At 56.6% G+C, this 16881-nt stretch carries 14 protein-coding genes; 5 read left to right on the plus strand and 9 right to left on the minus strand.

Translation table 11 applies throughout. The annotated features are described in order from the left end of the window. Window positions 1–430 precede the first annotated feature (430 nt). The 3 genes from AC0IM9_RS19085 (at window position 431) to AC0IM9_RS19095 (ending at window position 4078) form a co-directional block, all read left to right on the plus strand. The gene (locus AC0IM9_RS19085; RefSeq protein ID WP_482805059.1) at window positions 431–2077 is read left to right on the plus strand and encodes a methyl-accepting chemotaxis protein; all 1647 of its coding nucleotides are present in this window, start codon (window positions 431–433) and stop codon (window positions 2075–2077) included. A 323-nt stretch (window positions 2078–2400) separates the two neighbouring features. After that, on the plus strand, window positions 2401–2952 hold the full coding sequence (locus AC0IM9_RS19090) for a hypothetical protein (RefSeq protein ID WP_482805060.1): 552 nt from the start codon (window positions 2401–2403) through the stop codon (window positions 2950–2952). Window positions 2953–3157: 205 nt separating this feature from the next. Then, window positions 3158–4078: an NAD(P)-dependent methylenetetrahydromethanopterin dehydrogenase gene (locus AC0IM9_RS19095; protein ID WP_445371344.1), complete on the plus strand. Its 921-nt coding sequence runs from the start codon at window positions 3158–3160 to the stop codon at window positions 4076–4078. 334 nt (window positions 4079–4412) lie between these two features. Here AC0IM9_RS19095 and AC0IM9_RS19100 read toward each other — a convergent pair whose 3' ends face one another. Together AC0IM9_RS19100 and AC0IM9_RS19105 are read right to left on the minus strand one after the other, a co-directional pair. After that, window positions 4413–4829, minus strand: coding sequence for a type II toxin-antitoxin system VapC family toxin (locus tag AC0IM9_RS19100; protein ID WP_482805061.1), 417 nt, complete (start codon window positions 4827–4829; stop codon window positions 4413–4415). Further along, window positions 4826–5080 carry a FitA-like ribbon-helix-helix domain-containing protein gene (locus AC0IM9_RS19105; RefSeq protein WP_482805062.1) on the minus strand — a complete coding sequence of 85 codons (255 nt, stop codon included), beginning with the start codon at window positions 5078–5080 and terminating at the stop codon, window positions 4826–4828. The genes AC0IM9_RS19100 and AC0IM9_RS19105 overlap by 4 nt, the downstream gene beginning before the upstream one ends. A 98-nt stretch (window positions 5081–5178) precedes the next feature. Between AC0IM9_RS19105 and AC0IM9_RS19110 the strand changes: the two genes are divergently transcribed. Further along, window positions 5179–5406, plus strand: a complete 228-nt coding sequence (locus tag AC0IM9_RS19110) for a hypothetical protein (RefSeq protein WP_482805063.1) — start codon at window positions 5179–5181, stop codon at window positions 5404–5406. On the opposite strand, the gene AC0IM9_RS19115 is transcribed toward AC0IM9_RS19110, so the two are convergent. The 6 genes from AC0IM9_RS19115 to AC0IM9_RS19140 form a co-directional block, all read right to left on the minus strand. Continuing rightward, window positions 5394–6353 (minus strand): hypothetical protein, encoded by a 960-nt coding sequence (locus AC0IM9_RS19115; RefSeq protein ID WP_482805064.1) that lies wholly within the window; start codon window positions 6351–6353, stop codon window positions 5394–5396. The genes AC0IM9_RS19110 and AC0IM9_RS19115 overlap by 13 nt on opposite strands. Before the next feature lie 102 nt (window positions 6354–6455). Then, window positions 6456–8624, minus strand: coding sequence for a putative bifunctional diguanylate cyclase/phosphodiesterase (locus tag AC0IM9_RS19120; RefSeq protein ID WP_482805065.1), 2169 nt, complete (start codon window positions 8622–8624; stop codon window positions 6456–6458). Beyond that, window positions 8621–9634, minus strand: coding sequence for an ABC transporter substrate-binding protein (locus tag AC0IM9_RS19125; protein ID WP_482805066.1), 1014 nt, complete (start codon window positions 9632–9634; stop codon window positions 8621–8623). Before AC0IM9_RS19125 ends, AC0IM9_RS19120 begins: the two co-directional genes overlap by 4 nt. Further along, window positions 9624–11606 carry a TonB-dependent receptor plug domain-containing protein gene (locus AC0IM9_RS19130; protein WP_482805067.1) on the minus strand — a complete coding sequence of 661 codons (1983 nt, stop codon included), beginning with the start codon at window positions 11604–11606 and terminating at the stop codon, window positions 9624–9626. Before AC0IM9_RS19130 ends, AC0IM9_RS19125 begins: the two co-directional genes overlap by 11 nt. A 417-nt stretch (window positions 11607–12023) precedes the next feature. Continuing rightward, the gene (locus AC0IM9_RS19135; protein WP_482805068.1) at window positions 12024–12893 is read right to left on the minus strand and encodes a pirin family protein; all 870 of its coding nucleotides are present in this window, start codon (window positions 12891–12893) and stop codon (window positions 12024–12026) included. A gap of 24 nt (window positions 12894–12917) precedes the next feature. After that, complete coding sequence (locus AC0IM9_RS19140) at window positions 12918–13517, minus strand: FMN-dependent NADH-azoreductase (RefSeq protein WP_482805069.1); 600 nt, start codon at window positions 13515–13517, stop codon at window positions 12918–12920. A gap of 102 nt (window positions 13518–13619) precedes the next feature. On the opposite strand from AC0IM9_RS19140, the gene AC0IM9_RS19145 reads away from it, so the two are divergent. Further along, complete coding sequence (locus AC0IM9_RS19145) at window positions 13620–14519, plus strand: LysR family transcriptional regulator (RefSeq protein WP_445371354.1); 900 nt, start codon at window positions 13620–13622, stop codon at window positions 14517–14519. 44 nt (window positions 14520–14563) lie between these two features. On the opposite strand, the gene AC0IM9_RS19150 is transcribed toward AC0IM9_RS19145, so the two are convergent. Continuing rightward, a complete protein-coding gene (locus AC0IM9_RS19150; protein WP_482805070.1) occupies window positions 14564–16624 on the minus strand; it encodes a TonB-dependent receptor plug domain-containing protein in 2061 nt (686 codons plus the stop codon). Between the last annotated feature and the right edge of the window lie 257 nt (window positions 16625–16881).

The raw sequence follows: 16881 nt of genomic DNA on the forward strand, positions 1-16881 counted from the left end.
GACCGACAGAAGACTGATCCGCCTTCGGACTGAAGGCCCGGTAGACACCAGGTACAAACCATTCTCTGGCGAGCTAGGCTAGACCGAGATGTCGGTGAGGGATAACGTCGTTTTGTCCCTGAAAAGTACGATCGCTGGTATTGATCTAAAATTACAAAATCCAAATTATCCAAAGCATTAATCAAATCGCGAAAGTGTAAGCGCTTGCGAATCTCAATCTTCCCCTCGTTAATCTGGACGTGTTCAAATGCCGCAAAACGACTTTGGAATAAGGTTAAGCAACAACAACTGAGAAAAATTATCTATATATCAAATATTTAAATAGACACCTTTGTTCCGACTGCCCTACAGGACTATGAAGTTTGCCGAGCGATAACTTCAATCCGATTAACCATCAGCTAGTGAAATTATGGCATCCCGAAAATTTAGCTTGCGCGCCTTACTTTGGTATTTTCTATCCTCGGTCGTCTTACTTACCTGCATTTCAGCGGGGGAAGTGCTGTTTTTAATCTCCAAAGTCAAGCAGCACAGCGATTATGAGCATAACGTAACCGACGTTCTCGTGGACGACTTGGCGGCGACAAAACATCAGGTGGTTCAGATTCAACAATATCTGACCGATTCATCGGCGACGGCACTCGATGATGGCGTCCAAGACGGCACCGAAAGTTACCATAACGCGCTTGCATTCCTGGAACAAATGGACCACCTCGATGCCAGCCTTCACACTGAAATATCTAACTTAGTCGACGAAGTCAAAAGCTTGTATGACACCGGTATAAGAATGGTCGCGGCTTACAAAATCAGCCGTGAAGAGGGCAATATACTGATGAAAGCAACGGATGGATTCGATGCGAAAGCTGATACAACCCAAGTGCAAATCAATAATTTGGTGGAAGCCGTCAACGCTCGGCAAAAAAAAGCGCTTAACGAACTGGACCAAAGCATCAACGGGGTGATTTTTTTTACATTGGTGTTGACGGCTATCGTTATCCTGCTGATCGTGGGAATTGGCACTTTTGTTTATCGGCGCATACTGAGCGACATTGGCGCAGAACCGGCGGTAGGTGCCGGATTGGCGATGCAGATGCAACAGGGCGATCTGTCGATAAGCTTACCGGTTAAATCCAACGACAAATCCAGCATTCTGGCGTGCATGGAGTCCATGCGTAAGCGCTGGATCGATGTCGTTAGTGTGCTTAAAGGGCAATCTGTGATCATGGCCAAGGCGGCAAACAACCTCAACCTTAACGCACATTCCTTGGCCAGTAATAGTCAGGAACAATCCAACTTAGCGAGCGATATCGCGGACAATGTGCGCCAACTTTCGCTAAATATTAGCTCTCTTGCGGACGAGGCCACTCGGGCCACAGAAATCGTTGCTAGCTCGGGCCGAGTTGCGGATGACAGTAGTATCGTCATTAAGGAAATGGTGAATGGAGTCGTCCAAGGCGCACAGTCGGCAAGCTTGGCAGCCGAAAAGGCGCGAGAGTTAAATAGCAGGATCAAGGAAATTACCGGGATTGCCACCTTAATTAGCGACGTCGCCGGCCAAACGAATCTTTTAGCCTTGAATGCTGCTATCGAAGCCGCCAGAGCAGGACAAGCGGGGCGAGGCTTTGCGGTTGTCGCGGACGAAGTTCGGAAACTCGCTGAGCGTACGACGCAGGCAACAACCCTGATAGGCACGCATGTCGATGAAGTTCTGAGGGCCTCCCATGCCATTGCCGAAGCCATCACCGACAATCAAAATCAAGTGGAAAACTCCAGGTCTTTGGCGGTAGAAACCCTGAGTTCTATAGATCGGATTCGCCTGGCCGCGGCTGATGCTATCGACAGAGTCACCAAAATGACACATTCGCTGGGTGAGCAGCGCACCAATGCTCACGATATTTCGAGCCGGACCAACAAAATAACGTCGATGGCCGAAGCGAACGCCCAGGCCGCAGATGTATTGGCCCAGGCCAGCGACGATTTGAGCGTTGTATCCTCAGCCTTTCAACAAGACGTCAGTTATTTCAAGTTGTCCGGAAGCGGAAAAAATGCGGAAGATGAAACCGATATAGTGATGTTTTGATTACAGAAATATGATTGCAAGAGCTGCCCCCGCTGTCCGCGCACCAAGTTGCGACATATCGTAGATCTACGATATGCCGTCTCAATTTGATATTGGTATAAGTCCCTCCCCCTTCAAAGATAAATTTAACTGTTTTAATTCATAGAGTTACCACCCCCCAATAAGTTGGCATCGCAATTGCCGGGAATGTTCCCGAGCTCAGCGAAAACGGCTCAACCAATAACTGCAACGGCGGCCGGCGGTGAATAAAACATTCCATCGGATTGACCTCCATCACGGGCCGCAGTTAAGCGATCAATTAACCAAGTTATGGAGCGTTGCAAATGCCAATCACCTTATTGAAAGAACTCAACCAAGCTAAATTTCTCGGCGAATTCGGCTATTCGGCGCCAGGGATTTGCTATTACATCTGCGAATATGTCGAAGAGAAAATCTGGGCCAAACCGGGTGTAAGTTCTCTTAAAGATGCGGTCGAAGCCGCAGAAAATGTCACGCCCGCCACAATTATTAAGGCGAGTAAAGCTAAAAGTCTTGCTCAAAAGCGAGGCAAGCAGCACGGCACTCCGCAGTCATTTTACCCGTCGCTGAACACACCATTGAAGACCAATTCGCTTTACCGGATCGGCCTATGGTTCGACAAAGCGACTAACGCTGCTCCACCCGACGCGACCAAGAACAATCACGAAGCGATTGTTATTACCGGCACCGACTCTGGTATTGTGTTTCTGGAACCAAACTTTGGCTTCTACCAGGGACAAGGAAACGTGACGTTTCCAACCAACAAAGACGTGTTGGAAGGCGAGATCAAAAACCTTTATACAGCCGATAATTACTTTGCCACAAATTTCACTTATTCTCTCGTCAGGAGCCTGTAACAGCTCAAACCGAGAACATGGACTGGGAAAGACCGGGGTCAGGTGTAGCATTCGAGCAACTTCTGCAGCAGCCGTAGGGTGGGCACAAAACCGTGCCCACCGAGCTTACGCGCTCCGAAGCACAAGTTTTTCAAGCGTCCGCAGTAAATAGTCCGGTATCAACTATATTAAAACCACCTTTAAAATTAACCCGGACCAATCGACCATGACCAAAAGAATTCTGTATTTTTTAACGCCTAGCGAAAACATCAGCCCGTTCGATGTCACCATTGCTGCTGATGCCGGCTTCGATATGGTGGTGCCGTTTACCAAAGTCGAACCTAAGCAAGTATCGGCAATGGTTCAAGACGCCATTTTTTGTCGCCCACCCAACCGCTTTAACGACACCGGCATTTTCATCGGCGGACGCGATGTGCATATGGCGACCGACATGTTTCAGAATGCCAAAAATGCCATGGTCGGACCTTTCAAGGTTGGCGTATTCGCCGATCCGAATGGCGCTTACACCACGTCCGCAAGTATTGTCGCTTTGATCGAACAGGTTCTGAACGACAAGACCGGCCAAGGCTTGTCGGGAAAGAAAGTGGCCGTATTCGGCACCGGGCCCGTCGGTCTTTGCACGGCTATCTTGGCTACGCAACAGGGTGCAAAGGTAAAACTGTGCCAACTGGTTGCCGACGACGACGAAAGATCGGCGCAACGCTTTTGCGAACGCTACAACGCTGAAGTCGAATGGGTGTCCGCGCAGACTAACGACGAAAAAGACATCGTGGTCCGGGAAGCCGAAATCATTGTTAGTGCAGTAAGAGCCGGGGTACGCATTTTGGAGAACTCCTTGGCGCATGCCAAGAACCTGATACTGGCAGCCGATACCAATGCGGTGCCACCTAGCGGAGTGGCCGGCATCGGTCTTAACGACCTTGGTGTCGTCGCGGAGGTATCCGGCACCCGTTTTTTGAGCATAGGCCCGATGGCTATCGGTAATTTGAAATATAAAACCCAGTTTGGCTTGTATGAGCAAATCCAAAAAAACAGTACCGCGGCCTTAATCGATTTCCCCGAAGCGTATGAATTTGCTTTATCGGTATTAAAACAGCAAGCGGCCAAGCCGGAAAAATCGATTTAAATCGTCAGTTAAATTATTTGGCGGCTTACCCTGACCGGCAGAGGTTCGCCGTTGGCATAAGACCGGGGTCAGCTCTAGCATTAGCAACTTATGCAACGCAATAAACCCCGCACCCCACATAGGTTGCGCCGAGCCAGCGGCGAGGCGTAACCCGTAAGGCGGAACACAACGTGGTTCCGCCATTGGAGGCTGGTGACATGGTCACTTTAGCCCGCGCAGGTCCGAATAGCGAGCGTATTCGGACTCATGTCACTAAAACGCCGCCCGGCCAGCTCCAGAGCCGGCGGCAAATCCTGATCCACTAATAAGCCTCGGCCGGTATCGCATGTTAGCTCTATGTTTCCCATGGGTTGATAACCGACACGCCAGCTGCTTTATAGGGCGCGGTGTCACGTGATGCCACCACGAAACCGCGAGAAGCGGCAATTGCCGCGATATAGCCGTCAGGCGTTGGAAATCCTCGTCCGCCCGTCCTGGCTGTGATGGCAAGCTCGGCATATTGCCTTGCGGCGTCGGTATCGAAAGGCAGTACCCGGTCCCCGAATAGTTGCAGCAAACCCGCCAAGATTTTTGTCAGCATGTCTTTGCGTTTACCGGTAGGCAGCGCGGCGATGCCAAACATTAGTTCGGCCAGTGTGATGGCGGGCAGGTACAGTGTTTCCGCAACTTGTTCATTCAGCCAAGCCAGCACCACCGGGTGTGGCTCGGGCCTCATTGCTTCTGAAATGACGTTTATATCGAGGATGATCAATCAAACCTCACAGGGTCGGCTGGCACCTTGTCTTCTATCTGTTCGAATACCTCGACATCCTGGTTGGTTAAACCGACCTGCCGACCCAGTGCCATCAGCGCTTCACCCATACGAACCCGTTCTTCAGGCTTGACGCTCATCGTCAATATTTCGCGAACCTCAGCTTCCGTGCTGCGCCCATGTTGAGCGGCGCGCACCCGCAATGCTCGGTGCACGTCGTCGGGCAGATTACGTACTGTCAGCATTGCCATGAAATCACCTCGCTATAATGCATGTTGTGCATTCATTATAAGGAATTGAATGCACACCAACAACGCCAACAATTATCTGCAGCAAACTGTCATTGCCAATGTCCCGGACAAACTCACCAGGCAAGCCTGCGACGCCGAGGGCGGTAGCCGCGCCACCCAGACAGTCTACAACGGCGACGACAGCGAAACCCATCACGCCGCGCTTTACCGAAGCGCAGATTCAACCGCGCCTGGCCAGCCTGCAAGCGGAAATCGAACGCTTGCAAGCCGAAAACCGGCGGCTGCGCGACGCTCTGCAAGCGGTCGAACGCCGCTACCTGCCGTAATCGGCGGCGCAGGCATTGAGCCGTGCCACGCCGCCCCAATCTTCGAACAGTTTTTGAGCCGCCGCATTGATGCGCTCCGGCGTCAGGTAGGGCTCGGCGCTGTCGCCGCTGGCCGGGAAGATCAGCACCATCGCTTGCGGTACTGTCCAGGCCTTGCCTTTGAATACGCCCTTGCCGCGCACCTCCTGGTAGTTGGCCGGCGCCGCGCTTTTGCCGAGCAATTTGCCGTTCAAGGCAACCGAGCCTTCGCCCAATTCCTTCGCCGGCCCGGTATCGCCGACCACGGCAAATACCGGTGCGGAACTGCCCGGCACCAGCGCCACGGCCAAATCGCCGACCTTGGCATGGCGTTTGGCAAATTCCGATAAGGTGTTCTTAGCGGGATTTTTCGGCAGCACCAGCGCTGGCGTGACCAAGGCATCGGCATAGTTGCCGATGTCGCAGACGTCGGCCACATTGGGTTTGTGCAAGGCGGTGGCGGACACCAAAAACCCGTCCACCGGCGGACAGGGTTTCCCGCCCTTGAACGGAATGATCGCCGGCGCGATTTTGGTTTGAGCCAATAGCTCGGCCGGCCATCCGTTTGCAAAGGCTTTTTGGGTGAGCAACCGCCGGCTGCGCAGTCCGTCCTTACTCAATCCGGCGCAGGCGTCGCTCATGGCGTTGCACAGGTTGTTCAAGGCTGTTTCCTCACCCCAAAAATCGTCGACGCTGTACGAGCGCCGGGTGCCGTCGGTATTGACGTTCAACCCTTCGATGAAAAACAGCGCCTTGGCCTCGCGATCCGACCAGACCGGGGTGAATCCGGTTTTGGCATTGCCGTCCGGCTGTTTGAAGGCTTGCGCCATGCCGCAGTCGGCGGCATGGCCGGCCGCAGCGGATACCAGTAACCACACGCAAGCGATCGCGGTACGGCGGGCAGATTTGGCTAAGCGGCAATCGGACATGGCGGCCTCCGGCAATAGGGTCAATGCTGTTGAGTATCTAATATGATTGTGGGGCGCGCTCGAATTATTTGCAGGCCGACAGTTTTGCCAACATCGAACCGGCTAACGCGGCAATTTGGCGTCGGCGGAATGGCTTGCCCCGGCATTACCCAAGTAGGGATGAAAAGCCAATTGCCGGCAAAATTCGGCGAATTGGTCGGCCGGCATCGGCTTGGCCAACAAATAGCCTTGCAGCAACTCGCAGCCCTCGCTTTTCAGAAACTCGGCATGCTCTGCGGTCTCGACACCTTCGGCAATGACGGCCAGCCCCAAACCGCGGGCCATGGCGATGATGGCGCGGATAATGGTGGCATCGCTGATATCTTCGATACAGTCGCGGACGAAGGATTGGTCGATCTTCAACACGTCGAGCGGGAACTGTTTCAAATAGCCGAGATTGGAATAGCCGGTGCCGAAGTCGTCGACGGCAAACCGCACGCCGGCCTGACGCAGAGCATTAAAGGTCCGCTGGCTTTCCTCGGAGGGCCTGAGCAGGCAGCTTTCGGTCAATTCCAATTCCAACGCGCCCTGGCCTTCGGGCAGGCAACGCTGCAAGATTGCCAAGGTGCGAGGGGCAAACTGCGAATGCCAGAATTGGGCGGGAGACACGTTGACGCCGATATGGAATTCGGCGTCGACCAAGTTCAGCCGCCGCCACTCCGCCAGCGTATTCAAAGCGGTCTCGAGTACCCATTCGCCGATAGGCAGAATCAGACCGGTTTCTTCCGCCAGCGGAATAAACTCGGTCGGCGAGATCATCTCGTGTTTGTACTGCCAACGCAGCAAGGCTTCGGCGCCGATCAGGCGGCCGCGGGCACTATCGTATTTGGGTTGAAAATACAGCATCAGTTCGCCCAGCTCGCGGGCGCGTTTTAGGCCGCTTTCCAGATTCAAGCGCCGCGCACCGCGTTGTTGCAAGGCCGGCTCGTAAAAGCGGTAGGTATTGCGGCCCTGGGTTTTGGCGTCGTACATGGCGCAGTCGGCATAGCGAATCAAGGCTTCGCTGTCGTCGCCGTCGTGCGGGCATAAGGCGATGCCGATACTGAAGCTGGTACTGATGTCGTGGCCGCGAATCGTAAACGGCTTGTGCAAGGTGTGGCCGATCTGCTCGGCCAGGCGCGCGGCATCGCGGCGGGCATCGGCCAATTCGCGGCTCAAACCGTCGAGAATGACCACAAATTCGTCGCCGCCCATGCGCCCGACCGTATCGCCGGCTCTGACCGCATGCCGCAGCCTATCAGACACTTCCTGCAACAATTGGTCGCCGAAGGAGTGGCCCAGTGTATCGTTGACGTATTTGAAGCGATCCAGATCCAGGAACAGTAGGGCCATGGAGCTGCGCCGACGATGGCTCTGGCTTAACGCCAGTTGCAAGTGGTCCTTCAACAAATTCCGGTTGGCCAGCCCGGTCAGCTCGTCGTAAAAAGCCTGGCGTTCCAGCATGCTCTGATAACTTTGCACTTCGGTGCGGTAATCGGCCAACCACGACACCATTAGATTGAAGGCCCGCCCCAACTCGCGCACTTCCGGGCCGCCGCTGTCCAGTTCCACCGGCTGCATGCGGCCGTCTGTCAATTGATGGGCGGCATCGGCCAACCGCTTCAACGGCGACGCAATCCGGGCGGTCATGGTCAACGACACCGCCAAGCCGATCAGTAAAATCACCGCGACCACCAGCAAGCCCCAACGCACGGCATGGCGCACCACCGCGACGAAATCGTCCAGATTCATTACCAGCCGCACTTCGCCGATCACCGCACTGTTGCTGGGCGTTTGCAGAAACAGCGCGTCTTCGTTCTGAAAGCCGCCGCTGGTGATCGGCCGCACAATCTCCAGCAAACCGTGGCGGTGCGAAGCCTGCCACCAATCCCAGAAACTCTCCGGACCTTTACCCGACTGCGGCAGCGGCCGGGAATCGTATTGGGCGTCGACCGACATCCGCGCCAATTCGCGGCCCTGAGCGTCGACAATCACCGCATAGGCCAAGCCCGGCACCTTGCGCAGCCGTTCCAGTTGCCGTTCCAGCAATTTGCCCTGACCGGTGAACACCGCGTATTCGCTGGTCTCGGCCAGCATCATCGCCAAAGCCAGGCTGTGCTGCTGGCGGGCTTCGAACTGGCGGGTCAATTGAGTGTAGGTGGCAATAAAGCCGACGCTGAGCGCAGTCACCAACACCAACGCAACGTTCAGCAGATTGAAGCGGGTCGCCATCTTGATCGAGCTCCGGCTCATGGCGACACCTCACTGATTTCTCCCAGCCACCGCTCCGGAAAGCTCAATTTCATGTGCTCCAGGGTACGACCGTTGTATATGACCCTGACTTTGCGCGGCGACTGCGGCGGCAGACTGGACGGTGCCGCGCCGTTGGCGAGGATGCGCCAGGCCAGATCGGCCGCCTGAGCGCCGAGATCGGCGTAATCCCAATCCAAGGCGTATATCGCCCCGGCCCTGACCCATTGTTCCGACAAACCGATCAACGGCGTGCGGTTGCGGAACGAGTACAACAGCAATTCGCGCACCGCCACCGCGTTGAAAGCCGCCACACCGTCAACCGCCCACAACGCGTCGAGCTGGGCCGGCAATTGTTTCAGTAACTGGGGCAGTTCTTCCGGCGCTGCCGCCGGGGCCGGCACCAACTCCACGCCGTCGGCCTTGGCCAATTGCTGCAGATCATGAAATGTCGGCTCCCCCCGCCGCGGATCGAAAATCACCGCGATGTGGCGAACGTCGGGCAACAGCCGGCGCAACCATCGCCAGTGCAACGCCGGTGAAAACTCCAGGCCGACGCCGGTCAAACGCGGTTGGCCGAGAAGTTCTTCGCTATCCAGTAACAAGCCGGCCACAATCGGCACCGATTGGCCGGAGGCCAAGGTAGCGCGCGTGGCCGGGGTACCCAGAGCCAACAGCAAGTGCGGCGTCTCCGCGCGCAGACGTTCGGCTACCACCGGAGCCGGTTCGTCGCCGACGGTTCGGGTTTCGATGTGGGCGTGCACCCCGTGTTGCGCCAACGCATCGCTGAAACCCTGCACAGTCTGTCGATACGGTGCGGAATCGTGGCTTTGCAATATCAGGATGTCGGTCGCGAGCGTTTTACCGAAGGGACATAAGGCAGCGACGCCCAAACAGATCCGGGCGCAACTGCGGCTCAATTGTGGCTTGGCCCGCAACCACAGCAACAGCAGCCACTGCCATCCGCCGATAGCGAGCCGGGGCCGTAACGCTACGGCGGATTTAAAATTCAAGGGCCAACCTCAGACGCAGATTGCGTCCATCCTGAGGAATCTGATCGGGTAGATTGGCATTGGGCGGAATCCGCGGATCGGTGTAATTTTCGTCGAACAGGTTGTAAACGCCGCCGGTCAATTCAACCCCCGGCAGCCACTTGCGCGAAAACAGCACCAAGTTGCTAACGGTGTAATCGCCGGTCTGGACATAGCCCGGATTGGCCCGCTGGCTGACGTATTGCAACTCCCAGCTGGCAAACAATTTATCCTGCCACAACGGCGCGCTGACATTGAGCTTGACCATGTGCGTCGGCGAATTGGGCGCCTGTTCCAGCCCGGCAATCCGGGTCTGTTGGTAGGTATAACTCAGGCGGCCTTCGAAGCTGCGGTAACGACCCTGCAACTGGGTTTCCAGGCCGTGCGCCTCGGCATTGCCCTGGTTACGGAATTGCCTGACGCCGCCGGCATCGACCTGATTGATCAGATTGCTCAGCTTGTTGTAGTAAGGACTGAAGCGAAGGTTGAAATACTCGTTGATGCGTTGTTCCAGGACAATTTCGTAGGATTCTATCCGCTCCGGCTTCAAATCCGGATTGCCGATCCAACTGCCGGAACAACAGGTGTAGTAGGTTTCGAAGGCGTTCGGCGCACGGAATGCAGTGCCGTAAAGCAGCTTGAGCGTGGTATCTGCGAAAGGCTGGTAAATCAGGCCCAAACGCGGGTTGGCGGTACCGCCGAAGTTGTCGTAATGGTCGTAACGGGCACCGGCGTGCAAACTCAAATTGTCTAGGATCTCCCACTCGTCTTGCAGGTATACGCCGGCAATGCTGCTGTTCAAACGGTTGTCCGCCCATTGAAAACCGCTCTGCACGTCGTAATTGGCCATGCGCTGAACGTAATTGCGGCGGTATTCGCTCCCCAAGGTCACGCGGTGCTTGTCGAAAAAGGTGTGACTCAACAAAACTTCACCGCCCAACCAGTTGCCCTGCCAGGAATCCTGGTTGGTGAGCATTGGTTGCGGGGCCGGGCGACTGTTCAAGTCGTCCTCGAATTCGTAGCCGTCCCAAAACAAGCGGCCGGTAACCTCCCAATCGCCGCTGAAGGTATGCCGGTAATTCAAATCGGCATAGGCCCGGCGGTCGTCGTAATGGCTATCCGGCACGCCGAAATCGGCGCCGGCGCTTCCGGCCGGCAGGTATTTTTTACGCTGCATGTAACCGCCGCTCAAGGTAAAGTCGCCCCAAGCCAACTTGCCGAACAAGCGTTCGACTTGCTCTTGGTCCAACCAACTGGCAGAGCCCAAATTACCGTAGTTCAAAGAATGGTGGCCGTCGCTATGGTAATAACTGGCCGACAGCAGGCCTTCCATACCGTTGGCGAACTTCTGCCCATAGCTGACCTGGCCTTGTTCGCTGTCGTAGCTGGCGACTTCGCCGCCCAGCCGCACGCCTTGCAGATCGCGGCCGCGCTGGGTGATGACGTTGACCACCGCAAATACCGCGCTGCTGCCGTACAGAGACGACGCCGGTCCGCGCACCACTTCAACCCGCTCGATGTTTTCGACGTCTACCAAAAAATCCCGGCCCAAGCCGGCATAGTCCTGCAAGCTCTCGTTGACCCTGTGGCCGTCGATCAACACCAGAATGCGGGTGTTGTAATCGCCCGGCGGCGCAAAGCCGCGCACCCCGACGCGTTGGTAAGCGCGATCGTAGGTGCTTAAAAAGCCGGGCAGACTGCTCAACATGGCGGCAACGGTACGCCAGCCGTAATGTTTGATCTGCTCGGAAGTGATGACATCGACTGCGGCGGGAGCTTTGGTGATCGGCTGCTCGTGGCGCGAAGCACTGAATACCGAGGGTAACTCGCCGAACAATACCGCCTGTTCGTCTTCGGTTTCCGCTGCGGCGGCGCCCTCGGCACTGAGCGCAGGGGCGCTCAGCGACAGGCAAACGAGTAACGCAACTCGGCAATTTCCGGTCAAACAAGGCATGGCGATGGGGATTCGATTCAAGTTAAGCACAAAGCATTAGAGCTGCATAAGCTTAGCCAATCGAACACGAATGCCAAATGGATGGATCGTTTCTGCGTTTTGCCATAGTTCCCCCCTCCCGGCATCGTTCCTCGATGCCGCACGACGATTAAGTCAAAAGGCCAGTCATGGCGGGTACTGTACACCGATTGATGCGGTACCACGAAGTATTAATAACCTCCTTCTGGCGAAAAGCAGGGGAAGCCGAAACCCGGAACGGTTTCCGGCCACCGGCGTTGGACCGATTCCGCTCAACCGGCACGACCGGAAATGCGTGGCGCCGCCCGTTTCTCGGTTCTCACCCCGGACGGGCGTTGACCAACCGCCTGCCCACGGAAATGCAGGCAGACTCGATTCCATCCCCCGATCGGTATCGCGCTAGGCAAACCGGCCGTTTTGATAGTCGGATACCGCTTGTTCGATCTGCTCCCGGCTGTTCATCACAAACGGCCCGTGCTGAACGATGGGCTCGCCCAGCGGCGCACCGGCGACCAGCAACACTCGGCTGTCCTGCAGCGCGCGGAGTACCACGCCGTCGGCCTTATCGGAATTGCTTAACACCGCCATCCGCCGCATACCGGCATTTCGTCCGGCCACCTCGATTTCGCCGGCATAAACGTAGAAAAACGCGTTATGTCCGGCCGGCAACGGCTGCTCGAATCGGGTTCCGGCCGACAGGGCCAGATCCAGCACCAAAGGTTCGGTGGTCGGCCGTTGAATTGCGCCGATGACGCCGTGGCTGCCGCCGGCCAGCACCCGCACCTGCACGCCAGCCACGGCGAATTGCGGAATCTCCGGGCTCTGCACGTCCCGGTAGCCGGCCGGAATCATCTTGGCGGCGGCCGGCAGATTGATCCACAATTGAAACCCGGCCAATAATCCATCTTTCTGTTCCGGCATTTCCGAGTGGACGATGCCGCGGCCGGCCGTCATCCATTGCATGCCGCCGGTTTCCAGCAAGCCTTCGTGGCCGGCGTTATCTCTATGGCGCATCCGCCCGGCCACCAAGTAGGTCAAGGTCTCAAAGCCGCGGTGCGGATGGTCCGGGAAACCGGCAATGTAATCGTCGGCCGACTCGCTGGCAAACGCGTCCAGCATCAAAAACGGGTCCAAGCGTCGTTGCAGGTCCTGACCCAACAACCGGGTCAATTTGACGCCGGCGCCGTCGGAGGTCGCCCTGCCCTCCACCAGCCGTTCGATATGCCGCGACTGCAACACGGTCTGGCTTTGTTCGATTTGTGTAGTCATGACTAATCCCCTCTCGCTGGAAATTTAAGCGGCCAAAGCCACGATTCGATCTTCAGCCGACTTGAGCGCACTTTGTTCCGCATCCTCGCCCAGCGCCAAGCCTTCGGCGTAAACGAACTCGATGTCAGTCATGCCCAAAAATCCCAATACCGTACGTAAGTATGCACTTTGGCTGTCGGCTGCAGTACCGCGATGGATACCGCCGGCGGTTTGGATCACGTACACCTTTTTACCCTTTAACAAACCCTCCACGCCTTGTTCGGTGTAGCGAAACGTGACTCTGGCCTTGGCTATCGCATCGATCCAGGCTTTCAATTGCACCGGTATGCCGAAGTTGTACATCGGTGCGGCAATCACGATCCGATCCGCTCTTTGAATCTCTTCGATCAAGGTATCGTCCAAGGCCACCCGCTGCGCCTGCTCGAAGGTACGCTGCTCGGCCGGGGTGTTGAAAGCAATCAACGCGGCCTTGTCCAGCCAGGGATGCGGCGTTTTTGCCAAATCGCGTACCACCAATTGCGCCTGCGGAAATTGCCGGCGCAATTTGGCGGACAAACTGTCGGCCAACCGGCTGGAATAGGCATTTTCGGCTTGAATGCTGGAATTGATTTGCAGGATGTTCATGTCGGTCTCCCAAAATGTTGAAGTCGGGATGACTATACGCTGCGGCGATAATGGGCAGAAGACCGAAAAATGGATAACATTGTTCCACAGGAGGAACAATTAATGAACATCGAAGCCAACGATCTGTGGCTGTTCGCCAAAATTGCCGATGCCGGCAGTTTTTCCAAGGCCGGCGAATTGCTGGGCTTGCCGAAATCGACCCTGTCGCGGCGTATCAGCCATCTGGAAAAACAACTGGGTGAGCGGCTGTTGCAGCGTACCACCCGCCAGTTACATCTGACCGAGTTCGGTTTGCGCCTGCTGCAGCACGGCCGCCAGATCGGCGAGGAAATCGACGCCGCGCTGGCCTGGGCGGAACACCGGCAAACCGAACCGAGCGGCCGCTTACGCATTTCGCTGCCGAACGACTTTGCCACTTTATTCCTGGTGCCGGTGTTGGCCGACTTTAACGAGCGCTACCCGGCAATTGCCTTGGAAATCGATTTATCCGCCCGCCGTGTCGATCTGGTCGGCGAAAATTTCGATCTGGCGATTCGGATGGGTGAACTGCCGGACGACGCCAGCTTGACTGCCAAACGTTTGAGCCAACAAGATTGGGGCTTGTATGCGTCGCCGGAGTATTTGGAACGGCACGGGCAACCGCAACAGCCGGAAGACTTGAACCGCTACCATGCCTTGACCTTACCCGGCCGCTACCGCGAGCAACCGCTGTGGCAGCTCGACTGCGGCAATCTAAGCTGGCAGGGCTTGCCGCCGGCCCGGATTTTGGCGAATTCGCCGGAATTGCTGGTCAAGCTGGCCTGCCGCGGCCGCGGTATCGTTGCCGCTCCGGTTTCCTACGCGGCAGCCTATTTAAAAAGTGGGGAATTACAGCGGGTGCTACCGGGGTGGTGCTTGCCGCAAACCACGGCCTGGCTGGTGTTTCCCGGCCGAAAGCTGATGCCCGGCAAAACCCGTGCGTTTATCGATTTTTTGATCGCAAGCCAGCAACAGCCGGCATAGAACCGCACCGACGGCGCCTCCTGCCTTGAGTGCGACGCAACCGGCTAAAATTCGAGCGCCAGCTTACCGTAGACACCGCGGGAAACCCCGCCCGGTTGGATGATGCCGGACTCGTCGATGTATTCCAGCCGCCCGTCATCCAGCAAGTTTTGGCCGACCACGGACAGCTCCAGACTGGGCAGGACTTTCCAGGCCAGGCGGGTATCGAAGCTGGCGCGGCCATTGAGTTGCCGCAACTGATTGCCGGCTCCGTTGCCGACCACGCTACGCGGCCCGGTGTAACGCAACCAGAAATCCAGCGAAATCCGATCGGTCGGGTTGATGGCGGCGCGCAGCGACAGGTTATGCTGCGGACTAGTCTGTTGCGCCAAGCCGACGAAACTGCCGAACTCGGTTTTCAGCAGGCTGTAATTGGCATCCCAGCGCCACCAGTCCGCCATTTGCCAGACGGCTGCCGCTTCGAAACCGTAGGTATCGGCCTGGCCCAGATTGCTGACGCTAACCGGTTGCACGAGGTGCAATACCGGCGTAGCCAACAATGACGGCGTTCCCGCCTGGTAAGCGGTCAGGTTATCGTAGTCGTTGTAAAACGCGGTCAGGTCCAGCGAAGCCTGGCTGGCCCAAGCGAAGCGGTAGCCCAATTCGTAGGACAGCACGTCTTCGGCCCGAAAACTCCGGTTGCCGTTCAGCACCACTTCTGTCGGCAACGTACCCAATCCCGGAACCTCCGTGGGAAGCACGCCGTTGAGAAAACGAATATCATGATCGGCGCGGGACGGCGTCCGCACCGCGCGGGAAAATGCCGCCCAGACCCGTTGTTCCAAAGTCGGCGCCCACATCAACCGCGCCGTCGGCTGGCCTTCGAATCCGGAATACGGATTGTGTTCGAACTTGGAACCCAGCGTAAACCACAGCTTATCGTCCACCAGCATGATCTCGTCCTGCACGAATGCGGTGAACAAATGGGTGTCGCGTTTCAAACGCGTAGGCTGAATCAGCAGACTATCCGAAAATTCGTCCAGATTTGCCCGGTAACCGACACCCCAGATCGCACGCTGCCGTTCGCCTATCGCGAAACTGTTTTGAAAATCCAGATCCAGTGTGTCCAGCGACTGTTTGGCAAACGTGTGGTTGCCACGTTCGGAATGGTCGTAATAGAACTGCAGGCTGTATTCGGCGGTAGTGGAAAAGGTGTGCCGCAAACGCGACAGAATATTTGCCCCCGAGGTCGAAAAATTCTCGATCAGTCCCTGCTGAAACGGCGAACTCAGCACCGGCAATAGCGCGTTTTGGCTCAAGCCGCTGCGGTAAAGGTCGCCTTGCAAGGTCCATTCGTCGCGGTCGGACAGGTGGGAATCGATTCTAAATCCGCCTTGCTGCTTATCCCAGCGGTCGGCACTGGGCGCAAAGCCCTCAACCTGCTCCAGGCCGTCGCGCTGGAAGCCCTTGAAGTAAACCCGGCCGAAGCTGTCGTCGCCCAATTGCTTGCCGTAACGCAAGGCGCCGAAACCGGTCTCCAGCGTACCGCCGCCACCGGTAACTAAACCGCCGCCGGTATCCTCGGCCCGCTTGGAAATGATATTGATCACGCCGTTGACCGCATTCGCGCCCCACAGCGTCGCCGCCGGCCCGCGGATCACTTCGATGCGTTCGACATCTTCCAGCATCACGTCCTGAGCATCCCAATACACACCGGAAAAGCCGGGGTTGTAGACGCTACGACCGTCGATCATGACCAGCAGTTTGTTGGCAAAGATGCCGTTAAAGCCGCGGATGCTGACGGCCCACTTGCTGGAATTGACCCGTGCCACGTCGACGCCGGGCGCCAGGCGCAGCGCTTCCGGCACACTGGTAACACCGGCGCGTTTGATGTCCTCGTTACTGATCACATACACCGCCGACGGTGCGTTCGAGACATAACCGGCCTTTTTCGAAACCGAGGTCACCTGCGATTTCTTGCGGGTGGAAATGACCTGCATGTTCAACAGATCCGCCGTATCCATCTCGGTCACGGGCTGCCGTTCGGCATCCGTTGCGTCGGCGCAGACTGGGACCAACACGCTGAAACCGGCAAAAACAACGGCCAAATAGGCTTTGTGAATCATCTGAGATTAATGCAGTCGCTCTGTCAACAAACCCATTCCGGCTATTCCAAATTCGGCCGCCGCTGGTCGACACAACCTCAGTTTCGGCCGCAAAAAATGGGAAGCCCATCAAACTTGAAGCATAGCCGTTTTTGCAACATCCGATGCGTCGGTAGCGAATTTTCCGGTGGCCGTGCCGGCAATCAACCCCGACCTCGGATATCGTTTGCAGTTATTGCTTGAGCCAGGGACACGCGCGGCCCAAACCCAACACCAGC

The organism is Methylomonas sp. Uni0011 (assembly GCF_056850255.1).